The sequence below is a fragment of the Rhizobium sp. Root483D2 genome, assembly GCF_001426685.1.
GTDB lineage: Bacteria > Pseudomonadota > Alphaproteobacteria > Rhizobiales > Rhizobiaceae > Pararhizobium > Pararhizobium qamdonense.
On record NZ_LMFB01000041.1, the window covers coordinates 76,212 to 90,362 of the forward strand.

A 14,151-nucleotide genomic window follows, 5' to 3' on the forward strand; every position below is an offset into this window, starting at 1 on the left:
TCCGGGCGGCTGCGAATGCCGTTTTGGTTTGAAAGCAGAAATTTTGAGCGCCACCGCGTTTCCTGCCGAGCCCGCCTCCGCCTTGCGCCGGCTGATCATCGCCGCCAGGGGACGGTCCAGGGTTCCCTATCTCGTCGTCACGATCGTTGCCGCCTTCGTGTCGCTGGTCAGCCTCGTGCCGCTGGGCTTCATTGCCTGGATTTCGGTGCAGACCGGCTGGGAAACCGCCGCGAAATTGATTTTTCGCGGCCGTGTCGGTGAGTTGCTGGTCAATACGGCGCTGCTGGAACTGTGCACATTGCCGATCACCATCGCGCTGTCCGTCGCGCTTGCCTGGCTGACCGAGCGCACCGACCTGCCCGGTGCGCGGCTATGGTCGATGCTGGCCGTGGCGCCGCTTGCCGTGCCGGCCTTCGTACACAGCTATGCCTGGATCAGCCTGGTGCCGGGCCTGCATGGCCTGACCGGCGGCGTGCTGGTATCGGTTCTCGCCTATTTCCCGTTTCTCTATCTGCCGGTGGCGGCACAGTTGCGCCGTCTCGACCCGGCGATCGAGGATGCGGCGGCGTCGCTTGGCCTCAACCCGTGGCAGGTGTTTTTCCGCGCCGTGCTGCCGCAGCTGCGGCTGGCGATCTGTGGCGGCTCGCTTCTGGTGGGCCTGCATCTTCTGGCCGAATACGGGCTCTATGTGATGATCCGGTTCGACACGTTCTCCACCGCGATCGTCGATCAGTTCCAGTCGGCCTTCAACGGCCCGGCGGCGAACATGCTGGCCGGCGTGCTGGTGTCGTGCTGCCTGCTGCTTCTGGTCATCGAGGCGGTGGCGCGCGGCGGCGAGCGGTATGCGCGGGTAGGGTCCGGCGCGGCGCGGCCGGCCGACAAACGCCGGCTCGGGCGCATGCTCGTTCCCGCCCTCGCGCTCAATGCGGCAACGGCCGCCCTTGCAATCGGCGTGCCGTTCGTCACGCTGACGCGCTGGCTCTATATCGGCGGCGGCGACATCTGGCGGATCGATCTTGTCGGCGGCGCTTTCGGGCAGACGGTGCTTTTGGCCATTGCCGGCGGCATGCTCGCAACGATCGCGGCGGCCCCCATGGCATGGCTGTCGGTGCGTGCGCCGGGGCGGCTGCAGCGGGTGCTGGAAGCCTGCCATTATTATGTCGGCTCGCTGCCCGGCGTCGTGGTGGCGCTGGCGCTGGTGACGATTACGGTGCGGCTGGTGCTGCCGCTCTACCAGACATTTGCGACACTGTTTCTTGCCTATATCATGCTGTTTCTGCCGCGTGCCATGGTCGGGTTGCGCACCAGCATCGCGCAGGCGCCGGTCGAGCTCGAGCGGGCCGCCATGGCGCTTGGCCGCACGCCGTTTCAGGCGGTGCGCCAGACGACGATGCGGCTGGCAGCGCCCGGCATTGCCGCCAGCACCGCGCTGGTGGCGCTCGGCATCACCAACGAGCTGACGGCAACGCTGATGCTGTCGCCCACCGGCGTCGAGACGCTGGCGACGAAATTCTGGTCGCTGACCAGCGAGATCGACTATGTGGCGGCAGCACCCTATGCGGTGATGATGGTGCTTCTGTCCCTGCCGCTCACCTTTCTTCTTTACGTGCAATCCAGACGGGCAACCGGACAATGACGTTTCTGACACTCGATGCCATCAGCAAATCCTACGGCCCGACGGTGGCGCTCGACGCCATCGGAATGAACATTGCTGCGGGCGGGCGAACGGCGATCGTCGGGCCGTCCGGATCCGGCAAGACGACGCTGTTGCGTATCATCGCCGGTTTCGAGACGCCCGATAGCGGCTCGCTGGTTCTGGACGGCAAGATGCTTGCCGGTCCCGGCACATTGCTTCCGGCGCACCGGCGCGGCATCGGCATCGTGTCCCAGGATGGCGCGCTGTTTCCGCATCTGACGGTGGCCGACAATATCGGCTTCGGATTGCCAAAGAATGCGCCGGGCCGCAGCCAGCGGATCACCGAGCTGATGGAGATGGTGGAGCTTGACGGCATTATGGCCTCGCGGCGGCCGCATCAGCTCTCCGGCGGCCAGCAGCAGCGGGTGGCGCTCGCCCGGGCGCTGGCGCTGAAACCCCGGCTGATGCTGCTCGACGAGCCGTTTTCGGCGCTGGATACCGGACTTCGCGATACATTGCGGCGGGCGGTGGCGCGGGTGCTGCGGGCGGCGGGAACGACGGCGATCCTGGTGACGCATGACCAGGCCGAGGCTTTGTCTTTTGCCGATCAGGTGGCCGTGTTGCGGCAGGGCAGGCTCGTGCAGTTCGGCTCGCCACGCGCCCTCTACGGCAAGCCGAAAGACCGGGAAACGGCGACCTTTCTCGGCGAGGCCATCCTGCTGGACGCGAGCATTGCCTCCGGGCGTGCGCAATGCGCTCTGGGATCTCTGGCGGTCGAAGCGGGGCTGAAATCAGGCAAGGCGACCGTGATGCTGCGGCCCGAGCAGATCCGGCTGAAGACCGCCGCCACTGGGACCAAGATCGAAGGCCCGTTCGGGCGCGTCGATGACGTTGAGTTCGGCGGCGGCAACTGCATGGTTCTCGTGCGCATCGATCGCATCGATCGGGCCATGCCCGACTTCCTGTCGATCAAATGCGTCGGCGCCGACATTCCCGAGCCCGGCGATCTCGTCGGGATCAGCGTGCAGGGCATGGCACATGTTCTGCCGGACTGACATTTTCTAAGCGAAGCTTTTGCGGCGGCGCTCGACGGCCGGGGCATCCTCGATGGCCGGGATGCTCTGAAGGACGCGCTTTGACGGCAGAATGGCGATCGCCTCGGTGCCTTCGCGCAGTTTTGAGCGCAGAATGAAGTCGCCATTGTGCTTGGCAAGGATCGCCTGAACGATAGGCAGGCCAAGCCCCGTTCCCTGTTCGGCGCTCTTGATGGCAATCGAGCCCTGGCCGAAGGCCGACAGCACGACGGGGATTTCGTCCTCCGGAATGCCGGGGCCGTTGTCCTTGATGGACAGATACTGGCCACCGCCAGCCGTCCAGCCGACCTTCACCGAAATCTCGCCGCCCGACGGCGTGAACTTCACCGCATTCGACAATAGGTTCAATACGACCTGGCGCATCGCCTTTTCGTCAACCCAGACCGACGGCATGCCATATTCGAACTGTTCGGTGATGCTGATATTCTTGGTGCGGGCGCGCAGTTGCACCATGCCGATACAATCCTCGGTGATCTCGACCAGATGGATGGCCTCTTCGTTGAGATCATACTTGCCGGCCTCGATACGCGAGAGGTCGAGGATTTCATTGATGAGATCGAGCAGGTGCTGGCCTGAGCGATGGATATCGCCGGTATATTCCTTGTAGATCGGATTGTTGAGCGGCCCGAGCACTTCCGTCGACATCACCTCGGAAAAGCCGAGAATGGCATTCAGCGGCGTGCGCAGTTCATGCGACATGGAGGCGAGGAAGCGCGATTTTGCCATATTGGCTTCCTCGGCGCGGCGGCGGGCCTCATCCGACATCGACTTGGCAACTTCGAGTTCGGCGATCAGATCGTCCTTTTCCGACTGGACAGAGAGGATATGCACATTGCCGCGATGCATGCGGTTGGTCATGAAGACGAGGAAGAGCAGCAATGTCAGGAGCACGACGGTCAGCGAGAAATAGCCGGAATTGCCGGTTTTGAAGGTCAGGCCGCTCAGCGCGGCAATGACCGGCACAAAGGTGAAGAGCAGGGCATTGCGCAGCAGAAACGTGCCCATGGCCGTGGCCGCGAGCGCAATCAGCAGCACGGCGGCTTTGTAGATGCCGAAATTGGTTTCGCCGCAGCTATCGCAATCCTGAAAGACGAATGCCGCCCAGCAGAAGCCGATGACAATCTGGGCAAACAGGAAACGGCTGCGCCAGTAGGACACCTTGTCTGCTGCGATTTCCACCGCCTTTGCCCGGCGCGCGATCAGAATGCCGATGGCATTCACGCATAAGGCCGCAATTCCCCAGGGGAGAATATCGAGCTGTTGCGACAGGTAGATGCCGATGCCGGTGACCACGATGATGAAGAGCGGCATGGCGGCTGCGCCGTGCAGCATGGTATCGACGTGAAGACCGAGCATCTCCTTGTCGAAGCCGGAGGCATTGGAGGGGCCGGCCTGCAGGCGTTCACGGGTCGTGCGCACAGCTTTGGACACCGCAGTGTTGCGGTGGCTGCGCGATTTATCGACGATATTCTTGTCGGCCGATGTGCTGACGCCCTTACTCATGATCTCATACGCGTTAACGGAATCCGTTGAACTGTAAGGGGGAATCCTTAAGAAGTTGCTGCGATGTCCTGGTTTTTCATCGGATATGTCCCGGTATGAATCGAATTGGCAATGTCGCAAGGGTAGGTCACAAGGGTAGCTCACAACTGTCATGAAGCGCGTATTCCTGATCATCCGCGACCTGCTCCTGACCGCGCTGATCCTTTTGTTCGTGGGGCTTGTGGCGGTGCGGCTCGAGGCGCCGCAGGAGGCCTTGTCCGGCCGCGTGCGGGTTGTCGATGGCGATACGCTGGTGCTTGACGGCCAGCGTATCCGGCTGGTGGGGATCGATGCGCCGGAATTGCGGCAGGTCTGCCGGCGAAACCAGCAGGAATGGCCCTGCGGCGGCGCGGCCAGAACCTATCTTGCAAACCTGATCGGCAATGCCCAGGCAACCTGCGATGCCGAGGGCAGCGATCGATATCAACGGCTTCTTGCCGTCTGCCGGGTCGAAAACCGCAGCCTCAACGCGGCGATGGTCGATGGCGGTTATGCCGTGGCATTCGGGGATTACGAGAGCGAGGAAACCGTTGCCCGGCAAAAGCGGCTCGGAATTTGGGACGGCACGTTCGACGCACCGCGCACATGGCGCCAGACGCATGGTGGAATGGACGAGATGCCCCATATTCCGGAGGGATGGCTGGGCAAGCTTGTGTCACGGATCGGCGAGGGGATCGGGACTGTAATGTCAAAGGTATGGCATGAGTGACGGCCGGGAGGATGGACGTGACGGGCAGGCGGATGGGCTGGACGGCCTGCGGGCGGCGATTTCAGCCTGCCGGATCTGCCGCGATGCGCCGGTACGGGGGCCTGACGACCGCCTGCCGCACGAACCACGCCCGGTCGCCGTGATCTCATCGGCAGCCCGCATCCTGATCTCCGGCCAGGCGCCCGGACTGCGCGTCCACGAAAGCGGTCTGCCGTTCAACGACGCGTCGGGCGACCGGCTGCGGCAGTGGCTCGGTGTTGACCGCGATACGTTCTATGATCGCAACCTCTTTGCCATCGTGCCGATGGGTTTCTGTTTTCCGGGGTATGACGCGCATGGCAGCGACCTGCCGCCGCGCCGGGAATGCGCGCCGCGCTGGCGCCGCGAAGTGGTGGATGCCATGCCGCAGATCGAACTCGTGCTCGCCATCGGCCAATATGCGCAGGGCTGGCATCTGGGTGAGCGGCAGGCCCGCACCATGACCGAAACCGTGCGCAACTGGCGCGCGCATCTTGGGTCCAATACCGGGCCGCCGGTTTTGGCTCTGCCGCATCCAAGCTGGCGCAATACCGGCTGGCTGAAGAAAAATCCTTGGTTTGCCGAGGATGTCCTACCGGTACTGCGGGAGCGAGTGGAAAAATTGATAATCTGAAACAATTTTCTTTCATTTGCTGAATTTGACGCTATAGAGAGAATAATATTCGAAGGGGTGTCTTTATGGATCGTCTTGACCGCAAAATCCTGCGCCTGTTGCAGGAGGATTCCACGCTCGCCGTTGCTGACCTGGCTAAAAAGGTCGGCTTGTCCACCACGCCCTGCTGGCGCCGCATCCAGAAGATGGAAGAGGATGGCGTGATCCGGGGCCGTGTGGCGCTTCTCGATCCGGCGAAGGTCAATACGAAAGTCACGGTCTTCGTGTCGATCCGCACCAACACCCATTCGATCGAATGGCTGAAGCGCTTTTCCGAAGTGGTTGGCGAGTTTCCGGAAGTGGTCGAATTCTACCGCATGAGCGGCGATGTCGATTATCTCCTGCGCGTCGTCGTGCCCGACATTGCCGCCTATGACGCCTTTTACAAGCGGCTGATCACCAAGATCGAAATCCGCGACGTTTCATCGGTCTTTGCGATGGAGCAGATCAAATATACCACGCAGCTGCCGCTGGACTACATGGTGATCGACCAGGCGAAGTCCAGCGAGGACTGAGACCGGGCGTCATGCTCAAGTTTGAAAACGCTATTGCCAAATCCCGTCATTCCTGTGCTTGTCACAGGAATCCAGTCAGCTCAAGTCCTTGAGTTGAAAGACTCTTTTGGCCTGACGGACGTCGGGTCATTATGTCCCCTGACACAAGGACGAGGATGAGGAGGAAGGGTTGGCTCTCAGCAGTCAACCTGCCGGGGCTTGTCGACATGCTGCGCTCCGCTGAACGGTCCCTATTTACTTTCCAGCCGCGCCAGAAGCGACGACGTGTCCCAGCGCTTGCCGCCCATGTCCTGCACATCGGCGTAGAACTGATCGACGAGTGCCGTGACCGGCAGTTTTGCGCCGTTGCTGCGGGCTTCGGTCAGGACGATGCCGAGGTCCTTGCGCATCCAATCGACGGCGAAGCCGAAATCGTATTGGCCTGCGTTCATCGTCTTGTGCCGGTTTTCCATCTGCCAGGAGCCGGCGGCGCCCTTGGAAATCACCTCGATAACCTTCTCGATGTCCAGACCGGCCCGTTTGCCGAAATGGATGCCTTCGGCAAGACCCTGGACGAGGCCGGCGATGCAGATCTGGTTGACCATCTTGGTCAGCTGGCCGGAGCCTGCCGGGCCCATCAGGCCGACCATGCGGGCATAGGCGTCGATGATGGGTTTGGCGCGCTCGAACACGGCGGGATCGCCGCCGCACATCACCGTCAGCACACCGTTTTCAGCACCCGCCTGGCCGCCGGAGACGGGCGCGTCGATGAAATGGGCGCTGCGGGCGGTGGCGGCCGCATCAAGTTCGCGGGCGACCTCGGCGGAGGCCGTGGTATTGTCGATAAAAATGGCGCCGGCCTTCAGCGTTTCGAAGGCGCCGCCCTTGCCCGTCGTCACCGAGCGCAGGTCATCGTCATTGCCGACGCAGCAGAACACGAAATCGGCGCCTTCCGCCGCTTCGGCCGGTGTCGCAGCCGCGCGTCCGCCAAATTGCGCCGCCCATTTTTCGGATTTCGCGGCCGTGCGGTTATAGACTGTCAGCGCATGACCGCCCTTGACCTTGAGGTGACCGGCCATCGGATATCCCATGACGCCAAGACCAATGAACGCGACATTTGCCATTCGAAAACTCCTGAAATTCCATTTCTCCGAGACTTAGCCGATGCGGATCAGGCGGGGAAGGGCCGTTGTGATCGCGGCCAGTCAAAAGCGGTTTCGAAACGGTTTTGCGGCAAAAGCAAATCCGCCACGTCAAATTTTGCCGTAATCCGCCCATTCTGAATATTTATAATGTCGATAGAATTTATAGATTGATCCATCCTTGGTTTCGAAGGCCCTGCTGGACAGCCGGGCAGGCACGACAGGAGAGGTCACGTTGATGTTTACCCGCAGACAGACATTGTCACTTTTGAGCGCGGCCGCAGCGGTCGCAGTCCTGCCCTCGACCCGCAGCGCCTCGGCTGCCGAGCCGCTCAAGGAACTGCGCTTCGGCTGGCAGAAGAATGGCGTTCTGGCGCTCGCCAAGGGCACTGGTGCCCTGGAGAAGCGCTTTGCCGATCGCGGCATTACGGTGACCTGGGCGGAATTCTCCTCCGGCCCGCCGCTGCTGGAGGCGCTTGGCGCTGGCGCGATCGATTTTGGCCCGACCGGCGACGTGCCGCCGCTCTTTGCCCAGGCGGCTGGCGGCAACCTGCTCTATGCCGGCACCTATAAGGGATCATCGGCAGGGTCAGCTATTCTGGTGCACAAGGATTCGCCATTTCAGACGGTCGCCGACCTCAAGGGCAAGCGCGTCGCCTTCAAGCGGGGCTCGAGCGCCCATAATTTTACCGTCAAGGCGCTGCGCAAATCTGGTCTTGGCATTACCGACATCGAGGCTGCCGACCTCTCGCCCTCGGATGCGGCCGCAGCCTTTGCCAGCCGGCAGATCGACGCATGGTCGATCTGGGATCCGTATTTCGCTGTGGCGGAAAAGGACCCGAACACGCGGGTGCTGACCACGGCCGAGGGGATCGTTGAATCCTGGAGCTACTTCCTCAGCAATGGCGACTTTGCCGCCAACCATGGCGACGTGCTGGGCGACATTCTCGACGAACTGGCAAAGGTCGGGGCGGCTGCGCAGAACGATCTTGACGGCACGGTTGCGGCGCTTTCGAAGATCACAGGCGTACCGGAGGAGATCCAGCGCGTGGTGCTGACGCGCAAGGATTTCAGTCTTGCGGATGTGTCCACGCTCGGCCCGGATGCGGCCGCCTACCAGCAGGCGCTGGCCGACGAGTTCTTCCAGCTGCAGATCATTCCGAAAAAGCTGACGGTCAGCGATATCATCTGGAAGGGCCGGGCAAGCTGAGACGGCGCGCGGCCGTCAGCCACACTCCGGCATCCCTGCCTCGGGTTTAATGCCGGGATTGATGCTGATGCAGCGACCCGGCCTGCGCCGGGTCGAAAAAATCTTTTGATACAACGGCTTGGATTGACTTGGTCATAGCAGATGCGTCGAAAATGACGACGATCCCTGGAGATTGCTTCTAACCGGTGCTTGAAGACGGGCGTTTGCGCCGTATGTCCCCCCGGGGCAGACGTATCGCGGCTGCCGTATTCCTGTTGATCTTCGGAAGGACAATTCCATGGCCGATCGTCTGAACGCTTCGTGCCGCTGCGGCGGTGTCAAATTTTCAATTCCGGTGGAATCCGCCGGAGTGTTCTGCTGTCATTGCGGCGATTGCCGCAAGGCGCATGGCAATTACATGGCGGTAATTGGTGCGCCGCGCGACGATGTCCAGTTCGAGGCCGACGGCACCCTGCAATGGTACGGCTATTCCGACAAGGCCAGGCGCGGGTTCTGCTCGACCTGCGGCAGCCGGCTTTTGAAGGACAATATCGGAACCGACCTCCTGATGGTCTCGGCCGGCGTCATCGATGGCGATACCGGCAAGCAGATCGTCAAGAACATCCTGACGGAGTTCAAGGGCGACTGGTACGAGCTGCCGGAGGTTCACGGCGCCTGAGCGCCGTCCTCAGCGCAGTCTTGCGATCACCAGATGACCTGCGATCGGCTCGCCTTCTTCCTTGCGCACGGTGATATCCGTGAGCTCGACGATATCGAAGCCGATCGCATCGAGCCTTTCGCGTACATAGGTTTCGGCATGGGCGAAACGCTGGTTCGGACCGACCATGAAGCTGCGGCCGGCAAAGGTGTCCGCAGGCAAGGTCTCGCTTGAAAAGATGAACAGGCCACCCGCATTCATATTCTCGGCGGCGCCGAAAAACAGGGCTTCGAGCGCGCCGAGATAGGGCAGCACGTCGGTCGCGGTAACGAGATCGAAGGGCTCATCGTCATTGTCTTCGAGAAAATCGACGACCTCGGCCACATAGAGCGTCTCGTAGACGTCCTTTTCATGGGCGATCTCGACCATGTTTTCCGACAGGTCGATGCCGGTAATATCCTCGGCCATGTCGCGCAGGGCGCTGCCGGTGAGGCCCGTGCCGCAGCCGAGATCGAGCACACGCGCAAACGGGCCGAGGTTGAGCGCCTGCAACCTTTGCCGCACCAGCATCGGCACGTGGTAGTCGAGCTGTTCGACCAGAACATCCTCGAACACATCGGCATGCTGATCAAAGAGCGTGGCGACATAGGCATCGGGCGCCTTGTCGGGCGTTTCCCCGCGCCCCATCGAGGCAATCCGGACGGCAGCGCCGCCGTGATCGTCGGGGTCGATCGCGAGAACTTCTTCATAGGCTTTGACAGCCGCCTCGACGTCGCCGGACTTTTCCAGGGCGAGCGCGCGGTTATAGGCTTCGGCGAGGGCTTCTTCATCGATCTTCTGCATGGCGGCGTGTTTACGGCGCAGATCGGCGTTTGGCAATGAAAAACCCGCAAAGTAGGGCATTCTGGCGCTCAAAACAGGTGCGCTGATGGCATGTGCAGGATTTCTTGATTGTGATCTTTGCTGGCTGCTGGTCTTATCGCGCCTCCATGGACATGAGGAGACGACAATGACGGATCAAAAGGTTGCAATCATCACGGCAGGCGGATCGGGCATGGGCGCCGTTTCGGCGCGCCGGCTGGCGGCGGAAGGGTATCATGTCGCCATCCTCTCCTCGTCCGGAAAGGGTGAAGCCCTGGCGCAGGAACTCGGTGGCATCGGTGTGACCGGCTCGAACCAGTCGAATGACGATCTGAAGCGCCTGGTGGATGCGGCCCATGACAAATGGGGCAGGGTGGATGCGCTGGTTAATTCCGCCGGCCACGGCCCGCGTGCTCCTGTGCTCGATCTGAGCGACGACGACTGGCACAAGGGCATGGAGGTCTATTTCCTCAACGTCGTGCGGCCCACCCGGCTGGTGACGCCGATCATGCTGGAGCAGAAATCCGGCAGCATCGTCAATATCTCCACCTATGCCACCTTCGAGCCCGACCCGCTGTTTCCGACATCCGGCGTTTTTCGCGCCGGGTTGACGGCGTTCACCAAGCTTTTTTCCGACAAATATGCCGGCGACAATATCCGCATGAACAATGTCCTGCCGGGCTTCATCGACAGCCTGCCTGCGACTGAAGAGCGGCGCCTGCGCATTCCCATGGGCCGTTACGGCACATCGGAAGAGGTGGCCGAGCTGGTGGCGCTTCTGGCGACCGACCGCGGCGGCTACATTACCGGCCAGAACATCCGCATCGACGGCGGCATTACACGGTCGGTCTGATTGTACTCAGAGCGCGGGTTGTACTCAGGGCGCGGGGCGGGGGCATCAATTGATGATGAACTCGCCCTTGAGCGCACGCCAGTCGGTGGCCGAAATCAGTCTGCGGTGGACATAGCGCACCGAGTGCAGCGGCCCTTCCAGCTTTTCCTGCCAGAATTTGAGAAAGCTTTTCATTTCCGGAAATTCTGGCGCCAGGTCGTAGTGCTGCCAGATATAGGTTTGCAGGAAAGCCGGATGATCGGGCATCCGGTACAGAATCTGGGCCGTCGTCAGGCCATAACCCTTGAGCTGCAGTTCCATTTCGTTCGTCATGCCGGACCTCATTTTGTTCAATGATGGTCCCTACGATTGAAGCATGGAAATGGTTAGCTGGATATTAACAATGCGTCACGGGAAAACAAAATAACGTTCAAAAACAAGTGTTTGGCAGCATGAGTTGGAGAGTGCTGCCAAACGGTTCGCTGCTCTCACCGCTTTAAATGCCGCGTCAGGCGGGTTTCGATCCAGGCCCAGAGATTGCGCAGCAATTCCACCATGATCAGGTAGAGCACGGCGGCCCAAAGGTACATCTGGAAATCATAGGTGCGGGAAAAGGCGCGGCGGGTTTCGCCCATCAGGTCGAAGACGGTGACGATCGCGACGATGGCCGAGCCCTTGATCATCAGGATGATCTCGTTGCCATAGGGCCGAAGGGCGACGATCATCGCCTGCGGCAGGATGATCTTGAAGAAGGCAACGCCTTTGGGCAGGCCAAGGGCTGCGGCGCCTTCATGCTGGCCGCGCGGCACGCTTTCGATGGCGCCACGCAGGATCTCGGCCTGGTAGGCAGCGGTGTTCAGCGTGAAGGTGAAGAGCGCGCAGAACCAGGCATCCTTGAACAGCGACCAGAGCCCGACGGCCTCCAGATAGGGCCGGAAACTGCCCAGGCCGTAATAGACGAGGAAGAGCTGGGTGATCAGCGGCGTGCCACGGAAGAAATAGACATAGCCATAGGCGATCCAGGACAGAACCTTGTTCTTGGTCATCCGGCCATAGGCGATCGGCAGCGAGAGGATTGCGCCCAGCACGATCGAAATGCTGACGAGCGTCAGCGTGACGCGCAAGCCGGACAGGAAGCTCGGGCCGTATTTGGCGAATTTTTCAGGGCTCCAGGAATCGACGACGAACAGGAAGATGCCGACGGAGACAGCCAGCCACACACCGAGCAGGGCGCGGCCAAGCAGGCGGCTGAACGTGTAGCGCCTCACCGCTTCCGGCGGTGGCGGCAGGGCAGGCAGCATGGTTTCGGCATGGCTCATCGGGCAACCTCCGCACGTTTGGTCCAGCGTTCGAGCGCCGAGAAGACGAACGATGATACCATCGCCAGGATGAGGAACAGGAGGCAGGCGATCGAGAAGAATTCGAAGGCATTCTTGGTCACGCGGGCAGCGACACCGGTCTGGCGCAGGATATCCGGCAGGCCGATGACGGAGACGAGGGCCGTGTCCTTCAAGAGCGCCATCCAGAGATTGCCAAGTCCCGGCAGCGCGATACGCACCAGTTGCGGCAGAACGATGAGCCGCATGGTCTTGCCGCGATGCAGGCCGAGCGCATCGCCGGCCTCGTACTGGCCGCGCGGAATGGCCTTGAAGGCGGAGAGGAGCACTTCCGAGCAATAGGCGGAGAAGACAACGCCGAGCGCAATCATGCCGGCGATGAAGGCATTGATCTCGACCGGCCCTTCATAGCCCATGGCCGCCATCGCCTGCTGGGCGACGATCTGCAGCCCATAGTAGACGATGAACAGCGTCAGAAGCTCCGGCAGGCCGCGAAAGATCGTCGTGTAGATATTGGTCGCCAGCCGTAGAGATTTTTCTTCCGATTGTTTTGCCAGCGCGATGAAGAAGCCGAGGAAAAGCCCGATCGGCAAGGTGCAGATCGCCAGGCTCGCGGTGATCATGAAGCCATAGGCGATCTCGTCGCCCCAGCCGGTATCGCCGCAGGCCAACAGCGTCTCTTGCGCGAATAGCCGGAAGATGCCGATCGGGCCGCACATCGGATCGATGATGCTGGCGAACCACGAGACAATGGAAGAGAGGGCAGCAAAAGCAGCCTGCATCAGTCTGATTTCCCCTGTATCGCGTCTTTTGCGCGCTTATTGTTATTCTGCTTTGTCAAACCGGACACTCGTCAGATCAATGCGGCACCAGAATGCGCCGCATTAAACTCACGAGAATCTAGAATGGCGGAAGGGCAGGCCTTCCGCCATCATATTTCAGCAACAACTCAAGATTAATCGCCGTAAACGTCGAAGTCGAAATATTTATCGGCGACTTCCTTGTACTTGCCATTGGCGCGGATGGCTGCAATCGCCGTGTTGAACTTGTCCTTCAACGCGGTATCGCCCTTGCGCACGGCAATGCCGGCACCGATGCCGTTGATTTCCGGATCGGGCTTCAGGGCCTTCAGGAGCTTGCAGCAAGCGCCATCGGCCGTCTTCAGCCAGGATGTCAGGACAACGACGTCATCGATGACCGCATCGACGCGGCCATTGGCGACGTCAAGCTTGTACTCGTCCGGGGTCGGATAGAGCTTCAACTCCGATTCCTTGAAGAAGGCTTCGGCATAGTTGGAGTGCGTCGTCGAGGACTGTGCGCCCAGCGACTTGCCGGCGAGGCCAGCTTCGGTCGCTTCGGTGATCGGCGAATCCTTCGGAACGACGATGGCCGGGCCGGTATTGTAGTATTTGTTGGTGAAATCGACCTTTTCCATCCGCTCCGGCGTGATCGACATCGAAGCGATGATGGCATCGAACTTCTTGGCGAGCAGAGCCGGAATGATGCCGTCCCAATCCTGGGTGACGAAGGTGCATTCGGCCTTCATCTCGACGCAGAGCGCCTTGGCGATATCGACGTCGAAGCCGGTCAGGGTGCCGTCGGCTTCCAGATTGTTGAAGGGCGGGTAGGCGCCTTCCGTACCGATGACGATTTTTTCGCCATCGGCCATGGCGGAGCCTGCCATCAGCGCGAAAACGGCAGCGGAAGCGGCCATGGCGAGACGTCTGGAAATACGCATTGTGATCCTCTCTGTTGGCGGACAGCCGGTTTCTTGTTCTTAACGGCCGCCGGTAAGCCAACCGTCTTTGCGGTCGGGCTGGCGCGATATTCCTACGCTTTAAATGGAAAAATCAACAGGAAAGCAGTGCTGCCTTGATGAAAAGTCTGCACATCTTCATGCCGTCGCACTGGTTGCGCCGGGATGCAGGCCTATGTCTGGCGAAGATGAACGCAACATTCATGCTGA

At 61.0% G+C, this 14,151-nt stretch carries 14 protein-coding genes and 1 pseudogene; 8 read left to right on the forward strand and 7 right to left on the reverse strand.

The genetic code is table 11. The annotated features are described in order from the left end of the window. Positions 1–82 precede the first annotated feature (82 nt). Together ASD32_RS25190 and ASD32_RS25195 are read left to right on the forward strand one after the other, a co-directional pair. Entirely contained in the window at positions 83–1,636 is a 1,554-nt protein-coding gene (locus tag ASD32_RS25190; protein WP_200953653.1) for an iron ABC transporter permease, read from the forward strand. Further along, complete coding sequence (locus ASD32_RS25195) at positions 1,633–2,691, forward strand: ABC transporter ATP-binding protein (protein ID WP_060640779.1); 1,059 nt, start codon at positions 1,633–1,635, stop codon at positions 2,689–2,691. Before ASD32_RS25190 ends, ASD32_RS25195 begins: the two co-directional genes overlap by 4 nt. Positions 2,692–2,697: 6 nt before the next feature. Here the strand turns inward: ASD32_RS25195 and ASD32_RS25200 are convergent, their stop codons facing one another. Beyond that, on the reverse strand, positions 2,698–4,233 hold the full coding sequence (locus ASD32_RS25200; RefSeq protein ID WP_060640780.1) for a HAMP domain-containing sensor histidine kinase: 1,536 nt from the start codon (positions 4,231–4,233) through the stop codon (positions 2,698–2,700). Between the two features lie 151 nt (positions 4,234–4,384). Between ASD32_RS25200 and ASD32_RS25205 the strand changes: the two genes are divergently transcribed. From ASD32_RS25205 to ASD32_RS25215, 3 genes are all read left to right on the forward strand, one after another. Next, complete coding sequence (locus ASD32_RS25205) at positions 4,385–4,981, forward strand: thermonuclease family protein (protein WP_060640781.1); 597 nt, start codon at positions 4,385–4,387, stop codon at positions 4,979–4,981. Further along, on the forward strand, positions 4,974–5,633 hold the full coding sequence (locus tag ASD32_RS25210) for a uracil-DNA glycosylase family protein (RefSeq protein ID WP_060640782.1): 660 nt from the start codon (positions 4,974–4,976) through the stop codon (positions 5,631–5,633). The genes ASD32_RS25205 and ASD32_RS25210 overlap by 8 nt, the downstream gene beginning before the upstream one ends. Before the next feature lie 65 nt (positions 5,634–5,698). Continuing rightward, positions 5,699–6,187 carry an Lrp/AsnC family transcriptional regulator gene (locus ASD32_RS25215; protein ID WP_037095833.1) on the forward strand — a complete coding sequence of 163 codons (489 nt, stop codon included), beginning with the start codon at positions 5,699–5,701 and terminating at the stop codon, positions 6,185–6,187. A gap of 230 nt (positions 6,188–6,417) precedes the next feature. Here the strand turns inward: ASD32_RS25215 and ASD32_RS25220 are convergent. Then, a pseudogene (locus tag ASD32_RS25220) lies at positions 6,418–7,296 on the reverse strand (NAD(P)-dependent oxidoreductase); the annotation flags it as partial. Between the two features lie 250 nt (positions 7,297–7,546). Between ASD32_RS25220 and ASD32_RS25225 the strand changes: the two are divergent. Together ASD32_RS25225 and ASD32_RS25230 are read left to right on the forward strand one after the other, a co-directional pair. Beyond that, on the forward strand, positions 7,547–8,518 hold the full coding sequence (locus ASD32_RS25225) for an aliphatic sulfonate ABC transporter substrate-binding protein (protein WP_060640784.1): 972 nt from the start codon (positions 7,547–7,549) through the stop codon (positions 8,516–8,518). 277 nt (positions 8,519–8,795) lie between these two features. Continuing rightward, entirely contained in the window at positions 8,796–9,176 is a 381-nt protein-coding gene (locus tag ASD32_RS25230; RefSeq protein ID WP_060640785.1) for a GFA family protein, read from the forward strand. Positions 9,177–9,185: 9 nt separating this feature from the next. Here ASD32_RS25230 and ASD32_RS25235 read toward each other — a convergent pair whose 3' ends face one another. After that, the gene (locus ASD32_RS25235; RefSeq protein WP_060640996.1) at positions 9,186–9,998 is read right to left on the reverse strand and encodes a class I SAM-dependent methyltransferase; all 813 of its coding nucleotides are present in this window, start codon (positions 9,996–9,998) and stop codon (positions 9,186–9,188) included. A gap of 166 nt (positions 9,999–10,164) precedes the next feature. Between ASD32_RS25235 and ASD32_RS25240 the strand changes: the two genes are divergently transcribed. Further along, complete coding sequence (locus tag ASD32_RS25240; protein WP_060640786.1) at positions 10,165–10,869, forward strand: SDR family oxidoreductase; 705 nt, start codon at positions 10,165–10,167, stop codon at positions 10,867–10,869. A 45-nt stretch (positions 10,870–10,914) separates the two neighbouring features. On the opposite strand, the gene ASD32_RS25245 is transcribed toward ASD32_RS25240, so the two are convergent. The 4 genes from ASD32_RS25245 to ASD32_RS25260 form a co-directional block, all read right to left on the reverse strand. Next, positions 10,915–11,181, reverse strand: a complete 267-nt coding sequence (locus ASD32_RS25245; protein WP_060640997.1) for an usg protein — start codon at positions 11,179–11,181, stop codon at positions 10,915–10,917. Positions 11,182–11,336: 155 nt separating this feature from the next. After that, complete coding sequence (locus tag ASD32_RS25250; RefSeq protein ID WP_060640787.1) at positions 11,337–12,167, reverse strand: ABC transporter permease; 831 nt, start codon at positions 12,165–12,167, stop codon at positions 11,337–11,339. After that, positions 12,164–12,967, reverse strand: coding sequence for an ABC transporter permease (locus ASD32_RS25255; RefSeq protein WP_060640788.1), 804 nt, complete (start codon positions 12,965–12,967; stop codon positions 12,164–12,166). The genes ASD32_RS25250 and ASD32_RS25255 overlap by 4 nt, the downstream gene beginning before the upstream one ends. Positions 12,968–13,140: 173 nt before the next feature. Then, complete coding sequence (locus ASD32_RS25260) at positions 13,141–13,923, reverse strand: ABC transporter substrate-binding protein (RefSeq protein ID WP_060640789.1); 783 nt, start codon at positions 13,921–13,923, stop codon at positions 13,141–13,143. Between the last annotated feature and the right edge of the window lie 228 nt (positions 13,924–14,151).

What these genes read in the sequence shown, in the direction of transcription:
- ASD32_RS25195 (WP_060640779.1), top strand. Translation starts at nt 1,633, where the DNA reads ATGACGTTTCTGACACTCGATGCCATCAGCAAATCCTACGGCCCGACG.
- ASD32_RS25200 (WP_060640780.1), bottom strand. Translation starts at nt 4,233, where the DNA reads ATGAGTAAGGGCGTCAGCACATCGGCCGACAAGAATATCGTCGATAAA.
- ASD32_RS25205 (WP_060640781.1), top strand. Translation starts at nt 4,385, where the DNA reads ATGAAGCGCGTATTCCTGATCATCCGCGACCTGCTCCTGACCGCGCTG.
- ASD32_RS25210 (WP_060640782.1), top strand. Translation starts at nt 4,974, where the DNA reads ATGAGTGACGGCCGGGAGGATGGACGTGACGGGCAGGCGGATGGGCTG.
- ASD32_RS25215 (WP_037095833.1), top strand. Translation starts at nt 5,699, where the DNA reads ATGGATCGTCTTGACCGCAAAATCCTGCGCCTGTTGCAGGAGGATTCC.
- ASD32_RS25225 (WP_060640784.1), top strand. Translation starts at nt 7,547, where the DNA reads ATGTTTACCCGCAGACAGACATTGTCACTTTTGAGCGCGGCCGCAGCG.
- ASD32_RS25230 (WP_060640785.1), top strand. Translation starts at nt 8,796, where the DNA reads ATGGCCGATCGTCTGAACGCTTCGTGCCGCTGCGGCGGTGTCAAATTT.
- ASD32_RS25235 (WP_060640996.1), bottom strand. Translation starts at nt 9,998, where the DNA reads ATGCAGAAGATCGATGAAGAAGCCCTCGCCGAAGCCTATAACCGCGCG.
- ASD32_RS25240 (WP_060640786.1), top strand. Translation starts at nt 10,165, where the DNA reads ATGACGGATCAAAAGGTTGCAATCATCACGGCAGGCGGATCGGGCATG.
- ASD32_RS25245 (WP_060640997.1), bottom strand. Translation starts at nt 11,181, where the DNA reads ATGACGAACGAAATGGAACTGCAGCTCAAGGGTTATGGCCTGACGACG.
- ASD32_RS25250 (WP_060640787.1), bottom strand. Translation starts at nt 12,167, where the DNA reads ATGAGCCATGCCGAAACCATGCTGCCTGCCCTGCCGCCACCGCCGGAA.
- ASD32_RS25255 (WP_060640788.1), bottom strand. Translation starts at nt 12,967, where the DNA reads ATGCAGGCTGCTTTTGCTGCCCTCTCTTCCATTGTCTCGTGGTTCGCC.
- ASD32_RS25260 (WP_060640789.1), bottom strand. Translation starts at nt 13,923, where the DNA reads ATGCGTATTTCCAGACGTCTCGCCATGGCCGCTTCCGCTGCCGTTTTC.